Below are 16,963 nucleotides of genomic sequence, written 5' to 3'. Positions count from 1 at the left end.
CGACCGGCACATCGCTCCTCACAAGCCCCGCGGCACCCCCTCCCAAGCGGGCTCTCTCCTATGACGGATTAATCTTTATGATCCTTCACGTCTGCCAGAAGGCGGTCGACCTGCTCGGCCAGCTGCCTGTTGAGCTCTTTCTGCCGCGTAATCTCCTTGTGGAGATTTATGAGCTCGGACCGCGACAGTTCCTCGACCTTCTCCTGTGCGTCTATTATTTTTTTCGCGTCATCCAGCTCCTTGGCTGAATAGTTTATGACCGATTCCTGCGCCGTGATCACGTCCCGGGCGTCCATCAGCTCCTTGCGGCGGAGATCGGCCAGCATCTCCTCGGCCTTGATGCGATCGCGCATATCAAACAGGTTCATCTGCCGGAGCAGGGTAAAATCACGGATGGTGGTGCTGAGATTCGTCTGCTGCTGGATCAGGTTCTTTTCAAAGTCAAGGATCTTCTCAAAGGCTTCCTTTTCCTTTTCCGATTCGAACACGTTCTTGCGGTTGATATCCATGAGCCCTTCGTACGCCTCGATCCTCGATTCCGCTTCCCTGGAAATGAACTTCATGATCTCCCGGTAACGCTCGACGATGATCGACTTCTCGAGGAGGAGAAGAAATTCGCGCATGTCTACCGGCCTGTTCAGCAACTCCAGGTGCATCAGGTTGTAATTGAGCTTGGTTATCTCCTTCACCATGCTCTTTTTGACCATCAGGAACTTCAAGTAGCTTTGAAGGCGCTCGTCTTTCGTCATCTCCTTGATGATCTGTTCGGGCTCGGTCTTGATGATATCAAAAATGAATATATTGATCTCATCTTCGACGATATTGGCATTATGCAATTTATATCCGGTAATCAGATTGACTGTCAGTCCAAGGCCGGTTATGGCGTTGACGAGCTTGATCCCACTCTCGTTGTCCCTCAAGTACCAGACGGTCACCTTATCCATTTCCATATCCCCACCGCATATCTTGATTGAAAGAAAAATGCACTATCAGAAAAATTACAACTACTTTTTTGGATAAACCGGACAGATACCCCGCGGCGAATACCCTCCAGATGCGACCGGCGCCGCCTCAAGAAACCGTCGGATCAGCGGATCTCAAGGGTGATATTTCCATCTTCGCCTCTTTTTATCACAACATCCGACTCCTGTCCGCCGGAAAGCCGCATGTCCGAGGACCTGAGCTTTGGAAAATCGCTGCTTTCCAGGAAGTCCCTCAGGAGCTCAATCTTTTCATCGAGTTCACCTTCAAGGTCATCCGTGTTAAAATACCTATCCATCAGCCGGCTGAATTCATTGCGTGCCTCGGTCTCAATGCAATGACTCTTGATATGGAGATTGACCGTGACATCCATCGAAAGTCCCTCTGATTCCATGATTATGACCACGATAGAATAGAATATTTTTTTTTCAATAAATAAAATCAAAAAGAAGACAAAATACACCGCCCTGCGTCGCGGGATATTGTGTCACGCAATATCACGCACGCACTTCCCCGGGAATCAGAGATCGGGAATCTTCGCGTGATGAAATAATTCGAAATCGGAAGCGCTGCGCGATTGCCGTTGGTTTCCATCGCCATCGCCACCGATTACCCTCAGGAAATATTGTAGTTGCCCTTTTTATAATAATAAAAATATACTTGTCATTCCAGCAGCCATGCTGTTTTTTGTCCAAAATTTGGTAATGCCATGGGACATAAATTCAGACTGATACGAATCGCCTGCTACGCCATCATCGTTGCCGCAATCCTGCTGGCCAGCGAAACCCAGCTTCTCTCGTGGGGTCTCTTCAACCTGTTCACCGACACGACCTATAGCTCCGGGGGACTGGAAAAAGTGAATGCCTTTGACCCGGACCGGGACATCCTGTACCTGCCTCAATTCAAGGGAAAGGACATCTTCGAGGCATCCCGCGACCTGTCGGTGTGCAGGAACAAGGCTGTGCGGAAGCATATCTACCTGTACCTCACCAGCAAGCGTGAATACCTGATACGCGCCATCGAGCGCTCATACCGGTACGAAGCCATGATACAGGAAGTGATGCGGAAGAACAAGGATATCCCGGAGGAAGTGGCCCTGCTGCCGCTCCTGGAGAGCTGCTTCGATCCCCGCGCCGTTTCCAGCAGCCGCGCCGTTGGCCTGTGGCAATTCGTCGACAACACGGCGAGGCCCCTGGGCCTGCGCAGCGACCGGTGGATCGACGAGCGCAGGGACATCGACAAGTCCACGGCTGCAGCGGTCCGGCACCTCCGCAACATACGCGGCTCCTTCCCCGACTGGGCCCTTACCCTGGCGGCCTATAACGGCGGCGCCGGGTACGTGAAGCGCACCATGGAGAAAACCGGCATCAGGGACTTCTGGAAGCTCCGTGAAGGGGGCCACCTCAGGGATGAAACAAGCGAATATATCCCGAAATATATCGCCCTCATGGTCATATATAAGAACCAGCGCCTATTCGGCGTTAAGGATGAAATCACCGTCCCGAAAAAGATCGAGACGGAAAGCTATACGCTCCAGCAGCCCGTGGACCTGCGCAACCTGTCGCGCGTTGCCGGCATTCCGCTCCAGACCATCAGGGACCTAAACCCGGAGCTCAACGCGACCATGACCCCTCCGGGAATAAAGAATTACCGGCTCCGTCTTCCCGCGGAAGCGGTGGAACGGCTTGACGCCAAGTCGGATACGCTATACAACATCAGGACACCGCGCGTCGCCTCCTCCCGCGCGAAAAAAGGGAAAAACACGGCGTCAACGACCCGGCAATACAAGAATAAACAACGCCACAGCCATTACAGGAACGGCGGCCGCAGGCGCCTGTGAAGCGGCGTCAACCGGCATCAAACTCCGCGTTCGGAACAGGACCATTTATCGCCGGAAGACGGTCAGCAGCCGCTTTCGATCAGGCATTCCCTTGCTGAAAAAAATTTAAAAATCTCTTGTCACAATTAATGACGCTGGTAAACTTGTGTCATTAATTAGCGGAGAAAGCCAGCTCATGGATATGTATAAAATAAGGGGGGGAAAGCCCCTTTCGGGCACCGTGGCAATATCGGGCGCAAAAAACGCGGCCCTTCCCATCATCGTGGCGAGCCTGCTTGCAGACGGGGAAACCGTTTTAAAGAACATCCCGGACCTCAAAGATATCCGCACCATGCTCCAGGTTATCCAGTGCCTCGGGGCCGACTATGATTTCAACACGGCGAAGAACACCCTGCGCATCAAGGTCAATTCCATAAAAAACGCGGAGGTTCCCTACGAGCTCGTGAAAACCATGCGGGCCTCCTACTATGTAATGGGGCCCCTCCTGGCGCGGCTCGGCGAAGCCGACGTGTCACTGCCGGGCGGGTGCGCCATCGGCGAGAGGCCGATGGACATACACCTCTCCGGCTTCGAGGCCCTGGGCACGGAAATCAACCTTGACCACGGCTATATCAAGGCCCGGGCGTCCGCCCTGAAGGGCTCCGAGTTCAAGATGCGGGCCGTATCGGTGGGCGCCACGGCAAATCTCCTGATGACGGCGGTCCTGACAAAGGGGAAGACCGTGCTGGATAACTGCGCCATGGAGCCGGACGTCGAGGACCTGGGCAACTTCCTCATAAAGATGGGGGCCAAGATATCCGGCCTCGGCACTGAGCGCATCGAGATCGAAGGAGTCAAGAAGCTCCAGCCGGTGACCTATTCGGTCATACCGGACCGGATCGAGGCGGGCACCTTTCTCATAGCGGGCGCAGCCACCGGGGGAGCCGTCACCATCACCGGGGCGATGCCGGAGCACATCGGCGCGTGCATGGATGCGCTGAACGACATGGGCTACGGCGTCAAAGCTGACAAGGATAGCGTCTCAATCAAGCCGTCCAAGGCACTGAAGGGGACCATGATCCGGACCCTTCCCTATCCCGGCTTTCCCACGGACCTGCAGGCGCCCATGATGGCCCTCGCCACGATAGTCCCCGGCATCAATGTCATCATCGAGACCATATTCGAACGCCGCTTCACCCACGTTGCCGAATTGCGCCGCATGGGCGCGGATATCACCATAGAGGGGAGCGTCGTCATTGTCAAGGGAGTGAAAAAGCTCATGTCCGCGCCGGTCATGATGTCGGACCTCCGTGCCGGCGCCGCCCTGGTCGTCGCGGCACTGGCGGCCCAGGGCGAGACGGAGATACGGCGCATCTATCATTGCGACCGTGGCTATGAAAACCTTGATAAAAAACTCTCTTCCCTTGGAGCCGACATCCAGCGCGTCAAGGGCGGCGGGTTGTAATTTTTCTTTACCTATTTTATCCCATACAGCAAAAAGACGGGGTGGCGACACCCCGTCTTTTTTTCATGAATTATACATTTATGCGAAAAATATTTTCGTTCTTCGATCTTCAATCGTATACCTCATTGAAAGATAATTTTCGGGGGTATGACAATGGAAACCACTTTGAACATACATATTGATATTTTGAGAAAAATCACCCTGGCGGCTGGTTCACTCGGCATATCACGATCGGAATTGATTACACTATTGATTAAGAAGATGATGGATGATGTTACAGACCCGGGACGCTTGGGCTCCATGGTACGGTATCAGGAGAGAAACAGCCCTGACAGCTGGCGGATTTTTCATCTGCAGGTTAGGTTTGATGATTATGAATATTTTCTTGATTTGAGGAAACTGCTTAAAATGTCTGTTTCTTTGATTCTTGCCTATGCGGTTATCAATTACTTGAACACATTTAATAAAAATAAGACCGATAACTATCCCTTTAAGAATTATGTAATAATGAAAGAAGTAATCGACAATGTCATCTGCTGGAAATTCATCTGGGGCTACCCCATCAAAATCCGACAATTTCTCCCAAAGCGTCATCCATAGCGATTTTTTTTTATTCTCTCCACACTCCCTGCCGATAATGAAAGCGACATAGTGCAGGGGGACTGATATGCTTCGAGGAATATACACCGGCGCCAGCGGCATGATCGCGCAACAGGCGCGTCTTGACGTGGTGGCCAACAATCTTGCCAACGTGGACAAGACCGGGTTCAAGAAGGACCTTGCCATATTCAAGGCCTTCCCGGATATGCTGATCCGCCGCCTGAACGAGAGCGGCCTCGGTGTGACACCGGCTGGATCGTACGACACCATGCCCTACGTGGGCAAGCTCGGCACAGGCGTCGAGGTGAACGAAGTATACACCGACTTCGACCAGGGATCGCTCCAGCGCACCGAGAACAATTTCGACCTGGCCCTGGACGGCCGCGGTTTCCTCACGGTGAAGACCGAGCGCGGCGAGCGCTATACCAGGAACGGCGCCTTCACCATCAACCAGGATGGAATCCTCATGACCCACAACGGGTATCCGGTCATGGGCGAGAACGGCATCATCCATGTTCAACAGAACAATTTTATCGTCAACGAACGGGGCGAAATAATGGTAAATGGCGCCATTGATCCGAACTCCGTTGTCGGCATGGCGGATAACGACTGGAGCCAGCCGGTTGTCCTTGACCGCCTGAAGCTGGTTGATTTCGAAAAAATACGGGAGCTGAAAAAAGAAGGCGACTCTCTCTGGAAGGAGACTGAGTTTTCCGGGCCTCCCCTGCCTCCGGGTGACGTGAAAGTAATCCAGGGATTTCTGGAGAAGTCCAACGTCAACATGGTCCGTGAAATGGTGGACATGATAGAGGTCCAACGCAGTTATGAAGCCAACCAGAAAACGGTCCAGACCCATGACGCCGAACTGGGACGCCTCATAAACGAGGTGGCCCGGTAATACGATTCTTCATGCTCTTTCTGAAAGCGCGGTTCCGGGACCGCGCTTTTTTCATGGCCGTTTATCCTGTTGACAGATGCAGGTGGACGGACTTACGTTACAGGATAGGCTTCCAACCATCCCATCTTAGTCGCTATTATTTACTTGACTAACATTCTGCCCGGGTATATGTTATTAGATGATGGAATTCGTGATTTAGAGCCGTTACCATTAATCAAGGCAGCGAGTGAAAAAAAAATATCTCAATACCATCTGGAACGGTTTAACCGCGCCCCGCTCCGTCGACCCTGGTGATGCCATCAGGGAACACATGGCCAAAGTAAGCTCGCTTCTTCTCGGTTTCACGGCAGCCGTTTTCACCGTTATATTTATTATCGGCTGGGTCCTTGACTTCATCCCCCCGGACACGCTGATCATCATGGTTCTCATAACGTCAATTTTTTTTGGCGGATGGAAGCTTTCCAGCGTCGGCTTCTGGAAGCTGTCAAGCTATCTGCCGCCCCTCTTCATTTTTATTATTGCCGTGTACGGCAACGCGATAGGAGGGGCCGGGGCGCCCGCCATGATACTCTACGCGGTATCGATCGTGCTGACCGCAATCCTCCAGGGACACAGAGCGCAGTGGGTCATGGTCGTCCTGAGCGTCACGGCCTATGTCGCCATTGGATTGGCCCAGTTCCACGGCCTGATACACCAGATCCGGACCCCCGAGAGCCACTTCGAGAACCGGGCAGTCATAGTGGCAGTCTCCTACACCGCCATAGCGGCGCTTCTCTGGTTCCTTGTCAACCAGTACCGCCTGGCCCTCAGCAACTCGCGGGCGGCAGCCATAGAGCTGGAGGAATACAGCTCGGAGCTCACCGAAACGAACAGCGAGCTCGAGACAGAGATAGCTGAGCGCCGTCGCGCAGAAGATGCGCTCCATGAAAGCGAGGAGCGGTACCGGTCGCTGTTCGATTTCTCCCGCGACGCCATCGTGGTACTGGAACCGCCGGCGTGGAAAATCTCGACTGCCAACAGGACCTTCATCGACATGTTCAGGATAGAGAACAGCGATGACGGCTACGCGGATATTTCAATCCGCGAGATCTCACCGGAGACCCAACCCGACGGGGAGCGTTCCCATGACAAAGTGGAGCGGATGATAGACAAGGCAATGACCACCGGGTGGCACTTCTTTGAATGGCAATTCGTACGCCTCGATTTGACCGAATTTCCCGGGACGATACTACTCTCAAAATGCGAGCTTGGCGGGAAAGCGTTCCTCCAGGCCACCATCCGCGACGTAACCGAGCGCAAGAGATCCCAGGAAATGATAGAAATGTCGGAGGAAAAATACCGGAGCCTCGTTGAAAAAACATCCCTGGGAATAGCGACCGTCAATCCTGGAGGCAGGTTCACCTATGTGAATACAGCGCTGTTGAGCATGACGGGATACGAACGGGACGAGCTGACGGGAAAGCTCTTTATCGATTTTCTGCATCCCGAAGACCGCGAGAGAATCCTTGGGGAATTTCAAATTGGATCGCGCAATCCCCGGGACATGTTCGATATCGAATTTCGTTTCATGCACAAAAACGGGAGCGCGGTGCACCTGTATTCGACGCCAACGGTCTATCGCTTCAAGGACACCATCCTCGGCTTCAACGCCATCATCCTCGATATAACCGAGCGCAAGCGGGCCGAAGAACAGATCAAGTCTTCCCTCATGGAAAAGGAGGTGCTGTTAAAGGAGATCCACCACCGCGTGAAGAACAATTTCCAGATCATTATAAGTCTCATCAATCTCCAGTCCAACACCCTTAAAGACCCTATCCTCATGAAGATGTTCAACGATTCGACGAACCGCATCAGGGCCATGGCCCTCGTCCATGAAAAGTTATATAGGTCCGACGACATCGCAAAAATCGATTTCACGTCGTACCTGAAGACAATATCGGAGGAACTGCACAGCAGTTACTCAACCAGCCTGAACAACCCCCAGCTGCATATCGAGGCCGACGAGATACATCTTGGACTGGACCAGGCCATACCCTGCGGGCTCATCGTGAACGAACTGATAACCAACGCGCTTAAATACGCCTTCCCTGAAGGGAACGCAGACAACGATATACGCATAACCCTACAGCGCAGCGGGGAAAACGATGTGACCCTTATCGTGAGGGACAACGGCATCGGCCTCCCTGAAAACATCGACATCAACACCACCTCTTCGCTGGGCCTGCAGCTCGTAAGCGTCCTGATTAAGCAGATCCACGGCACCTACAGCATCGACCGTAGCGGCGGGACATCCTGGATCATGACATTCCCCATCTCTCCCGATTTCTAGCATTTCCGCATAACGGCCGCTCTTCCGCATTTCTAATGTGACATAATATTCTTGCTTGACAAAATAATTTTTATGATTAATTCCTGAAAATGTCGAAATAGATATATACAATCAGGACATGGGGGATATCATGATACTGAGAACAAAAAACATCGGCAACGCCACGGTAGTCAACCTTCATGGGCGGCTTGATCTTTTCGAAGCCGAACAAGTGGAGAAAGACCTCTTCGAAATCGCTGAATCGACCAGGGATAACCACATGATCATCGTTCTGGAAGGGCTTGATTACCTGAGCAGCTCTGGATTGCGCATATTCATATCATTGAGGCGTTTCCTCAATCTCAGCGGCCGCCGGCTTCTTCTGTGCAATAAAAACAACAATGCGGTGAACATATTCCTGAAGATAATAAACATCAAGGACATGCTGACGTTATACAAGACGGAAGAAGAAGCCATCCTTCAGTGCGGCGGAGGGAAAAAAACGCGGGCTGATAAAATCGCATGATCGCATTCCGCCGGTTCCGGTCTCTGCCTTGGGCGGCAAGGGAACCGGCGTTCAGGCTCTCCTGATATAGTACACGAGCAGCACAATGACCGGCACCGTCAGGGTGATCAGGAGAACATAATTCTGCAACACCACCGAAGGGCTGTACAGATACGCCCCGAGGATACCTGCCAGGGCCCCGCCGATGTGGGCGTCATGTCCAATGAGCGATCCGCCCCTTCCGATGCCGTACAGCGATATTACCATGAACAGCACAGCGTAAACCCAGGAAGGAAGGGGCACCGGCACCGGGAGGATGTAGATACTCCCGCCGGGGAGAAGAAAAATTGACGAAAAAATGACTGCGCACACGGCGCCCGAGGCGCCTATGGCCGTATAATGCATGTTTTTCCTTTTAATGGCCAGGGCAAGGAGATCGCCTCCCAGGGCGCCGGCAGCGTACAATGCCGCGACAAGACCATGGCCGAAATACCGCTCCACCAAATTCCCGAATGAATATAAGGATATCATATTAATGAGTAGATGGGCCCAGTTCGCATGAAAGAATTGCGAGGTGACAAGTCGGTATATCTCCCTATCGGCGATAATTGCACGCACTGAAAAAAGGTTCTTGTCGAAGAGGGTCCTGTTCCCGAAGCCGATAACCGACACGATGACGGTACAGGCAATGATGGCGTATGTGACAAATGGATGGTTCATCGGCACCCTCTCTTCCCGGCATCATCTCACTGCGGTTTTTTACCGATCATCAGGTCATTCTCCATGCCCGTCGGTATTCGCTGGATGGCGACGCACCCGGCCGCTTCAAGCCACTGCCTCATTTCATGTTCAGTATATGTGTCCCCCTTCTGCGTGTTCACCAGCATGTTGAGGGCAAACAGCGCACCCCGCGCCGGCGCGGTGCGGTCGTCCTCCATAAGGTGATCCTGGATGACGATGGCGCCGCCGGGATTCAGGGAACGAAAGGCCTTCGCCACAAGGGCCGCATTCTCATCATAGGAGTTGATATGCACGATGGCCGACATGAAGACCAGGTCGTATCCCGTTCCGAAATCATCGGAGTTGTAATCGCCGTCCATCGTGGATATGCGGTCCGAGAGACCCGCCGCGTCGACGTACTTTCTCGTAAGTTCCGTTACCTTGGGCAGGTCGAACACAACGGAGCGCAGGCCCGGCTTTGCCGCGGCAAAGGCCATGGAATAGACGCCGGAGCCGCCGCCCACGTCAAGGACCCTCTCGATGCCCGTCAAATCAATGTGCGATATGAGGCGGTCCGCGCTCTTCCTGGCGCGGAAGTGCATCGCCTCGATAAAATTAACCAGGGAAAACTGGTCATATTCCCTCCTGGTGACCGAAGTCCCTTTTTTTACGGCTTCGGTCAGGGTGCCCCAGGTGCGGTACACGTTCAGCGTATGGCCGATGCGCGAGAGGTACTCCTCCGAGCCCTTGACCAGGTAGCGCCGCGACAGAGGGGTGTTTGCGAACCGCCCCTTTTCCTTGAGGAGAAACCCCAGGGCGCAGAGCGCGTTGAGGAGACGATCCACGGCCCTTTCATCGGCATGCAACAGGGAGGCCACTTCTCCGGATGTGGCGCGGCCTCCCTCGATCACGGTAAACACGTCAAGCTCGAAGGCAGTGAGAATGATCCTGCTCTTCTGGAAGGCTGATGCCATTTCTATGATCTGGTCGGGGCCGGAGATGGCGGGTCTATCATGTTCTTCGGGCATGGCGGCTTTCCTCATGGGATAATATCACAGAATATCCATATCGTATAATTATGCAATACTTTTATTGATTCACGTGTAGGGCTTTACGGCGGGACACTATGCTTACATTCTGCACTGCCGGACGATTTCCGTCAGATAGGCCTGGTAGCACCGGTTCACCTGCTCTTCGGAACAATGCTCCAGGATGAAATATATGTCGCTGGCGTCATCCCTGCTGAAAAGAATCTTATCGCAGGCGTCCATGATGTGTATTACGGTATTTTTCCTCAACATGGCAATCCTCCTCTTCCGTGAGGGTCCGATTAATTAATCGGATGGATTGACAATAATTATAACTCATTTATGCCGGCGCCGTCGCGTTGAAATACCGGACGGTGCCGGCCGGTTCTATGCGTCTTTCTTCTTTCTCCTGAATACACCCGCAATGGCCTGTCGCTTCCAGATGATCAAAGCCGCAACGGCCGCAAAGGGGATGAGGTAAATGACAACCCAGAGAAGTTTGAGCAGGAAATTTATCATACCGACGACGGCATTGAAATAATTCGGCACATTGATCCGGTCAGGCCCCTTGAGGTTCACATGGATCCACGCCCAGGCGACCTTGTCGCGGATCTTCCATTTCCCGTGTTCCGCAGCGTCCAGCTTGTCCTCGCTCTGGGTGAGGGAGCTGTCGATCTCGCTCCAGCTTTTAACCGCCGGCGCCACCTGCCCGGCAGCCGTGTTCTTCCGAGCCACCCTGAGCTGTTCCCGTTTCACGGTCCTCTCTTGAAGAACCATCTCCTCCGTATGGTCGGTCACATTGATCCGTTCTGATACGAGGGTCCCCACCCGGTCAAGGTCCCGAAGGGCCTCATAGATTTTATCCGATTTTACGACCACATCGGAAATGACTTCCGGGGGCTGATCCTGAAGGGACGTATTCGCGTCCTTGATGAAGCCGTACTTCGCCACAATGGCCAGCAGCTCATGGCGGGACTTCTGCAGATCGCCGCTCTCATAGGTGAGGTCTATCCGGTACTCCAGGAGTCGCTCTTTGGCGAACTCCATCGGTTCGAGAAAATGCCCGATGATGCCTTCCCTGCCCTCATCCTTTTTTCCGGGCGCGGCTCCGCGCTTCTGTTCGTCAGCTTCTTTATCGGCCACGGTCGCGGGCAGTCCCGTGGCGGCGCTCTTCTCCTCGGAGGCCGCCGGCGGCGCTCCGGGCTCCTGGGGCGATTCAGCTTTTTTACATGATAATGATGGGAAAAAGACCAGTGTGCTGATTACCATTAGTGTGCAAATCCGTGCAATGCCCATGACAATCTCCTCCTACTGGTATATGACTCGGTAAACCGGTATACGGTTCTCGAAAAAACCCATTGCCGCACATGCCGGAAAAACCAGGCACTGGATTATCTGCGCATGCGGGGCCCATTGCGGCAACGGCCGTGATTGCAGACTGGATTACAAACCCAGGGGGCGCATTCCCAATGGGATTCACAATCGGCATCAATGAATTTTCGTGAAAGGTCCTGGAGACGTGCAGCTGATTTTTTATCCGTTATGCCGCCGCATTTTGATTTCTTTGAGACGGAATGATAGCATCCGCAATCAGCATCAGCGCGGCATGCGCCGGTGGCGGCTGAAAGGACGGAATCATAGCGCTTTTCGATATCGGCGCATCGCGTATTTTCTTTATATTCGGCACTGCAGGGTGTGTGACTAAAATCCAATATAAAGAGAAGGATCAGCGCGCCGGTTACAGCCGCCGGGACAATATAGAGTTTGATAAGCCTCATGGTTATAGTGTACCTTTCTTATGCCGCAGTGGCAATTACTTTTTCGGGAAGAGCCGGGAACCGATGTAGTTACCAGCGGGCAATCCTCCAACCCCTCCGGCGCGCCACGCGCTCCAGTTTCCCGTCGGGTGTGACGCACACGGGATTGCCCACCGCTTCCAGTACCGGCAGATCGGCAAATGAATCAGCATAGTAATAGGCTTCTTTCAGATCAAATCCATAATCACTGCAATACTGGATGGCCCGGTCAAGCTTGCACGGGCCATGACAATAGTTACCCTTGAGGTTCCCGGTGAGCAACCCGTCGACGACCTCCAGCTCGGTGCAGAGGATGTCATCCATGGCGAGGTGCTTTCTCATTTCTTCGCAGATAAAAGTGGGCGAAGCCGAGAGGATCACGGTGCGCCCCCCCTTCTCGCGGTGCCTGTCGATCTCCTTCCGCGCGCCTTCCCGCACCATCCCCTTAAGCTCATGGATCCACTCGGCAGCGATGGGAGCGATCGTTTCCACGCTTATGCCCGCATACCATTTCATCCAGCGTGAGACCGCGTCGTGGGGGCTGATGATGCCAAGACGATAGAGAATATTGATCAGGATCCCGCGCCGCACCTCCTTTTTCCCGATAATGCCGTGCTCGTAGGAGCCCTTGAACATAACGCGTCCGCTTGACGTGCTCAGTATGGTATGGTCCAGGTCGAAAAAAGCGATATACATGGCAGGTTCACAATCTCCAGCGAATTTTGATCTTTACAGCTTGTCGGGAGACAGGCGTTCCGCCTGTCTGTACAGCAGGTAGGTCTCGTAATAATAGACCTCCCGCGCCAAAAAGGCCAGCCTGCTGCCGATACCGCGATAGCGCGTAGTCGGAGTCGGCGCGGGATGGACAGCCATGCCGAGGCTTTCCGCCAGCATCATGGAGCGCTTCATGTGCAGCGGGTCGCTGACGATCAGGAAATTCGTCAGGCCGTTCTTCTCGGCCAGCTGCCGCGCGCCAAACAGGTTTTCCTGCGTGGTCGTTGAGCGGTCTTCACAGAGGATGTCCCCGGTGGCCACGCCGCGGCCCGCGGCGTACCGTGATGCGACCGCTGATGCAGCCGGCTCGTTGCGGCTGTCCCTGGCTCCGGTGAAGATGATTTTCTTCACGAAGCCCCTGCGGTAAAGCCATATGGCGTGGTTGATGCGCTCCCGGAACACCGGCGATGGTTTATCTCCATAAGATGCCGCGCCGAGGACGATGGCGGCATCGGCTTTAACGGGCCTGGCGCTTTTTCCGTAGGAGATAAAACCAGCTGCCCTGTATATTCCGGCGCCCACGCACAGGCCCGCGATGATGAGGAATATTATAGTTTTATACGATCGCATGGTAAAATTCATGATAATCTCTGAACGCTAGACATACCGCGATCCGTCGAAATGACGGATTTACAGCAGGTCCAATCGTACTATTTCAGTGTATGTCCATTAATGCGCAGTGACAAGTAAATTTTTCATCATTAATCAAAATAGGATCGCATAACAAAAAAACACTTGTAAAAGAACAGGATATCTGTAACAATAAAGGAACCCCATGAACAAATAGATTATTAGCGACGTAAAAATATATAGTCGCGATTCCGCTCATCCAAGCAAACAGAGGAGCGCTTTATGAAAAAAATGATATTACATCAAGGGGGTTCCTATGTCCATAAAAATACTATTATTGCTGCCGGCGATGATACTGGCGGTATTCGGCACGATTCCGGCCATGGCATTGAGCGTCGGCGCATCATTTAACGCCGCAACAGGCGAATCGGCGCTCTACAATGAGATACCGATTCACAGGGTTCACTCGAAGCCTTATTCGAATATTCACAAGGACTATGGCTACATGCCATCCATAGGCGGCGGGCTGGTCATCGATGACGAAAGGCCGGATGGGACCTATATACACCGGTACAACATCACGATGGAGCGTTATTCAATTGTGAAAGATTCCCGCCAGAATTTGTATCGATTCGGCTTCATCAACACTTTCTGCTTTGTCCTATCGCACAACGATTACTACCAGTTCTGGCTCGGCCCGCAGGTGGGTATCCGCTATATATTCGGGAGAGCCGGCTATAATTTTTTTGATAATAATAAATTACTCGATTCATATGTTCTCTGTCAATCTTTGCCGGGACCGCTTATGTCATACCTGTACGGGAAAGCAAAATACAACGTGGCCGGACTTGACCTGGGTATCGTTGCGGGATTGAATGTAAACTTCAAAAAACCTGTAACACTCTCCGTAAGCGGCGGTTTACGTTACGGCGCCACTGCCGGCGGCATGTCCTTCCGGCAAGGGGGACTTTTTGATAATAACAAGCTCGTCTTCAGCCATGGCTATGAAGCCTTTCTGGACTTTTCAATCCTGTATAGGTTTGAACAAAGTCTCACTGATAAACAGGCGGGCTGATAATGCAGAGCGGAATCGATACGCCATGATTCAGCCACAGCAAATACATATTATAAATTAATGGGCTTCGGCTCCTGCTTGTCGCTGTCCCAGTAGGGCGATATGTCGAGGAGCCGATTGACCAACTCAGGCATGACCTTAAGCACGTGGTCGACCTCGTCAGCGGTCGTATAACGGCTCAGGCTGAACCTGATGGAACCGTGGGCCGAGGTAAAGGGGACCCCCATGGCCCTGAGGACATGGGACGGCTCAAGGGAGCCAGACGAGCAGGCTGAACCGGACGACGCCGCTATTCCTTTCTGGTCAAGGTAGAGGAGGATCGCTTCGCCCTCGATGTAGCCGAAGCCGACGTTTGTTGTATTGGGAACGCGCCGGCCCGGATCGCCGTTTAAGCTCGCGTTTTTAAAGGTATCCAGGAGGCCTTTCTCGAGCCTGTCCCGGAGCGCTTTCACCTTTGTCGAATAATCAGGTAGATGTTTCATCGCCAGGTCAGCCGCCGTTCCGATGCCGATAATGCCGGGAACGTTTTCAGTCCCGGGGCGCCTCCCCTTTTCCTGGTGGCCGCCGTACAGAATGGGCCGCATCCTCGTGCCGCGCCGCACGTAGAGCGCGCCGACCCCCTTGGGAGCGTGGAACTTGTGTCCGGAGATGGTGAGAAGGTCGCACTGGATCTTGTTCACTTCGATGGGAATCTTCCCCGCGGCCTGGACCGCGTCGACGTGAAAAGGAACGCCCCGCTCTTTCAGAAACGATCCGATCTCCTCCACAGGGAAGATTACGCCCGTCTCATTGTTTGCGTACATGATGGAAACAATCGCCGTATCATCGTCTACGGAATGACGAAGAATGTTCATGTCCAAATTCCCGGCATTGTCCACCGGGATATAGGTGACGCGGTATCCATCCTTCTCGAGCTTTTTGTAAAGCGACAGGATTGCCGGGTGCTCGACCCGCGACGTGATGATATGACGCCTGTCGCGGTAATAGGCCAGGACGCCCAGGACGGCCATGTTATCGCTTTCGGTGCCGGTGCCGGTGAAGACGATCTCGTAATCGTTGTCCGCGCCGATGAACTTCGCCACGTTCATCCGCGCCTGGGACACTTCCCGGGCGACGGAGCCCCCGAAGCCGTGCATGCTCGAGGGATTGCCGTACCGGTCTTTCAGGAACGGCATCATCGCGTCCAGGACCTCGGGCGCTATCATCGTCGTGGCATTGTTATCGAGATATACGGTACGCTCCATTTCATCACCCCCCGTCGGATACGCGGATTATTTCACTTCATGGACAACGATGTCCTCTTCAACGAACTCGCGGAGCTTTGCCTCCACCAGGTTCTTCAGGGTCACGTCGGAGACCATGCAGTTCACGCAGTGTCCCCGCAGCCCCACATGGACGTTCTTGTTGTCGATGTCTATAAGCTCGATATCGCCGCCGTCCTTCTGGAGCATCGGCCTGATGACGTTGGCGATGGTTTCCTCCACCAGCTGCATGCGCTTGATGTTCGTCAGGGGCTTCTTCGCCGCCTTCGCGGTCTCAGCCTCATGGACCTCGCCGGCCATTTCATGGAGGATATCCTCTATCTTCGGAATGCACGTGCCGCAGGCGCCTCCCGCCTTGGTATAGTTGGTGACGTCCTCGACGGTCTTGAGATTGTTTTCCCGGATGACATGCCTGATCAGGTTTTCGGTCACGCCGAAGCAGTGGCAGATGATCTCGCCTTCGGTATCGACGTGGTCGGTTATCTTTTCGCCGCGCCAGTTGGCCAGGGCCTTTTCCAGCGCCTCGTTTCCCATGACGGAGCAGTGCATCTTCTCGTCCGGAAGACCGCCCAGGAAGTCGGCAATATCCTTGTTGGTGATCTTCTGCGCCTCTTCAACGGTTTTGCCGATTATCATTTCGGTCAGGGCCGACGATGAGGCGATGGCGCTGCCGCAGCCGAAGGTCTCGAACTTGGCGTCCCGTATGATATGGTTCTCGTCGATTGATAGGTATAATTTAAGGGCGTCGCCGCAGACAATGCTGCCGACTTCGGCAACGGCGTTGGCATTGTCTAACTTGCCCACATTTTTCGGGTTCGTGTATAATTCTTTTACTTTATCAGTATAGTCCCACATATGAATCCTCCTGCGAATTAGCTGAACAATCTGCCACCATATAAATAACCTGTCAAATAGATAATTCAAATATCACAAATCCAGTTATATTAATATACTCTAAAATACTTAAAATGTCGAATTAATATTTCTTTTTCAGTGGATTTTCTGACATCTCAATGAGGTGAAAATAGATCTTCGGCCGGGATTGTACCGGTCTAATCGCTTATGTTCGGGATGACCATGACTATAGCGTCATGGGGCGCGCGGTTTTCATAAAATACCCCGCGGCAAGCTGCGGGGTATTTTGTCGCATAATATTTTACGA

General features: G+C 53.2%; 17 protein-coding genes. 7 read left to right on the top strand and 10 right to left on the bottom strand.

Annotation, left to right across the window (positions count from 1 at the left end; translation table 11 throughout):
• Positions 1-68: 68 nt before the first annotated feature.
• The gene (locus tag KA369_13250) at positions 69-944 is read right to left on the bottom strand and encodes a hypothetical protein (protein ID MBP7736937.1); all 876 of its coding nucleotides are present in this window, start codon (positions 942-944) and stop codon (positions 69-71) included.
• Positions 945-1,087: 143 nt separating this feature from the next.
• Positions 1,088-1,375, bottom strand: a complete 288-nt coding sequence (locus KA369_13245; protein MBP7736936.1) for a hypothetical protein — start codon at positions 1,373-1,375, stop codon at positions 1,088-1,090.
• A gap of 315 nt (positions 1,376-1,690) precedes the next feature.
• Here KA369_13245 and KA369_13240 point away from each other — a divergent pair, with 315 nt between their 5' ends.
• From KA369_13240 to KA369_13215, 6 genes are all read left to right on the top strand, one after another.
• A complete protein-coding gene (locus KA369_13240; protein MBP7736935.1) occupies positions 1,691-2,821 on the top strand; it encodes a transglycosylase SLT domain-containing protein in 1,131 nt (376 codons plus the stop codon).
• Positions 2,822-2,996: 175 nt separating this feature from the next.
• On the top strand, positions 2,997-4,265 hold the full coding sequence (gene murA, locus KA369_13235; GenBank protein ID MBP7736934.1) for a UDP-N-acetylglucosamine 1-carboxyvinyltransferase: 1,269 nt from the start codon (positions 2,997-2,999) through the stop codon (positions 4,263-4,265).
• A 153-nt stretch (positions 4,266-4,418) separates the two neighbouring features.
• Complete coding sequence (locus tag KA369_13230) at positions 4,419-4,865, top strand: hypothetical protein (GenBank protein ID MBP7736933.1); 447 nt, start codon at positions 4,419-4,421, stop codon at positions 4,863-4,865.
• A 67-nt stretch (positions 4,866-4,932) separates the two neighbouring features.
• Positions 4,933-5,763 (top strand): flagellar basal-body rod protein FlgF, encoded by an 831-nt coding sequence (flgF, locus tag KA369_13225; protein MBP7736932.1) that lies wholly within the window; start codon positions 4,933-4,935, stop codon positions 5,761-5,763.
• A gap of 226 nt (positions 5,764-5,989) precedes the next feature.
• A complete protein-coding gene (locus KA369_13220; GenBank protein ID MBP7736931.1) occupies positions 5,990-8,092 on the top strand; it encodes a PAS domain S-box protein in 2,103 nt (700 codons plus the stop codon).
• Between the two features lie 130 nt (positions 8,093-8,222).
• Positions 8,223-8,597: an anti-sigma factor antagonist gene (locus tag KA369_13215; protein ID MBP7736930.1), complete on the top strand. Its 375-nt coding sequence runs from the start codon at positions 8,223-8,225 to the stop codon at positions 8,595-8,597.
• A 51-nt stretch (positions 8,598-8,648) separates the two neighbouring features.
• On the opposite strand, the gene KA369_13210 is transcribed toward KA369_13215, so the two are convergent.
• The 6 genes from KA369_13210 to KA369_13185 form a co-directional block, all read right to left on the bottom strand.
• A complete protein-coding gene (locus KA369_13210; GenBank protein MBP7736929.1) occupies positions 8,649-9,296 on the bottom strand; it encodes a rhomboid family intramembrane serine protease in 648 nt (215 codons plus the stop codon).
• Positions 9,297-9,322: 26 nt separating this feature from the next.
• Positions 9,323-10,324, bottom strand: a complete 1,002-nt coding sequence (locus KA369_13205; protein MBP7736928.1) for a methyltransferase domain-containing protein — start codon at positions 10,322-10,324, stop codon at positions 9,323-9,325.
• A gap of 102 nt (positions 10,325-10,426) precedes the next feature.
• Positions 10,427-10,597 carry a hypothetical protein gene (locus tag KA369_13200; protein ID MBP7736927.1) on the bottom strand — a complete coding sequence of 57 codons (171 nt, stop codon included), beginning with the start codon at positions 10,595-10,597 and terminating at the stop codon, positions 10,427-10,429.
• 114 nt (positions 10,598-10,711) lie between these two features.
• On the bottom strand, positions 10,712-11,593 hold the full coding sequence (locus KA369_13195; protein ID MBP7736926.1) for a DUF4349 domain-containing protein: 882 nt from the start codon (positions 11,591-11,593) through the stop codon (positions 10,712-10,714).
• 578 nt (positions 11,594-12,171) lie between these two features.
• Positions 12,172-12,816, bottom strand: coding sequence for an HAD family hydrolase (locus KA369_13190; protein MBP7736925.1), 645 nt, complete (start codon positions 12,814-12,816; stop codon positions 12,172-12,174).
• A gap of 33 nt (positions 12,817-12,849) precedes the next feature.
• The gene (locus tag KA369_13185; protein MBP7736924.1) at positions 12,850-13,476 is read right to left on the bottom strand and encodes a YdcF family protein; all 627 of its coding nucleotides are present in this window, start codon (positions 13,474-13,476) and stop codon (positions 12,850-12,852) included.
• 304 nt (positions 13,477-13,780) lie between these two features.
• On the opposite strand from KA369_13185, the gene KA369_13180 reads away from it, so the two are divergent.
• Positions 13,781-14,539: a hypothetical protein gene (locus tag KA369_13180; GenBank protein MBP7736923.1), complete on the top strand. Its 759-nt coding sequence runs from the start codon at positions 13,781-13,783 to the stop codon at positions 14,537-14,539.
• A gap of 50 nt (positions 14,540-14,589) precedes the next feature.
• Here KA369_13180 and nifS read toward each other — a convergent pair whose 3' ends face one another.
• Complete coding sequence (nifS, locus tag KA369_13175) at positions 14,590-15,783, bottom strand: cysteine desulfurase NifS (GenBank protein MBP7736922.1); 1,194 nt, start codon at positions 15,781-15,783, stop codon at positions 14,590-14,592.
• A 27-nt stretch (positions 15,784-15,810) separates the two neighbouring features.
• Entirely contained in the window at positions 15,811-16,656 is an 846-nt protein-coding gene (gene nifU, locus KA369_13170) for a Fe-S cluster assembly protein NifU (protein MBP7736921.1), read from the bottom strand.
• Between the last annotated feature and the right edge of the window lie 307 nt (positions 16,657-16,963).

Source organism: Spirochaetota bacterium, assembly GCA_017999915.1.
GTDB lineage: Bacteria > Spirochaetota > UBA4802 > UBA4802 > UBA5550 > RBG-16-49-21.
This window is presented reverse-complemented; position numbering and strand designations above follow the sequence as displayed.

Coding starts and splice junctions, on each gene's coding strand:
- KA369_13180 (MBP7736923.1), top strand. CDS start 13,781: ATGTCCATAAAAATACTATTATTGCTGCCGGCGATGATACTGGCGGTA.
- KA369_13250 (MBP7736937.1), bottom strand. CDS start 944: ATGGATAAGGTGACCGTCTGGTACTTGAGGGACAACGAGAGTGGGATC.
- KA369_13240 (MBP7736935.1), top strand. CDS start 1,691: ATGGGACATAAATTCAGACTGATACGAATCGCCTGCTACGCCATCATC.
- KA369_13230 (MBP7736933.1), top strand. CDS start 4,419: ATGGAAACCACTTTGAACATACATATTGATATTTTGAGAAAAATCACC.
- KA369_13245 (MBP7736936.1), bottom strand. CDS start 1,375: ATGGAATCAGAGGGACTTTCGATGGATGTCACGGTCAATCTCCATATC.
- KA369_13195 (MBP7736926.1), bottom strand. CDS start 11,593: ATGGTAATCAGCACACTGGTCTTTTTCCCATCATTATCATGTAAAAAA.
- KA369_13210 (MBP7736929.1), bottom strand. CDS start 9,296: ATGAACCATCCATTTGTCACATACGCCATCATTGCCTGTACCGTCATC.
- KA369_13205 (MBP7736928.1), bottom strand. CDS start 10,324: ATGCCCGAAGAACATGATAGACCCGCCATCTCCGGCCCCGACCAGATC.
- nifU (MBP7736921.1), bottom strand. CDS start 16,656: ATGTGGGACTATACTGATAAAGTAAAAGAATTATACACGAACCCGAAA.
- flgF (MBP7736932.1), top strand. CDS start 4,933: ATGCTTCGAGGAATATACACCGGCGCCAGCGGCATGATCGCGCAACAG.
- KA369_13200 (MBP7736927.1), bottom strand. CDS start 10,597: ATGTTGAGGAAAAATACCGTAATACACATCATGGACGCCTGCGATAAG.
- murA (MBP7736934.1), top strand. CDS start 2,997: ATGGATATGTATAAAATAAGGGGGGGAAAGCCCCTTTCGGGCACCGTG.
- nifS (MBP7736922.1), bottom strand. CDS start 15,783: ATGGAGCGTACCGTATATCTCGATAACAATGCCACGACGATGATAGCG.
- KA369_13190 (MBP7736925.1), bottom strand. CDS start 12,816: ATGTATATCGCTTTTTTCGACCTGGACCATACCATACTGAGCACGTCA.
- KA369_13215 (MBP7736930.1), top strand. CDS start 8,223: ATGATACTGAGAACAAAAAACATCGGCAACGCCACGGTAGTCAACCTT.
- KA369_13185 (MBP7736924.1), bottom strand. CDS start 13,476: ATGAATTTTACCATGCGATCGTATAAAACTATAATATTCCTCATCATC.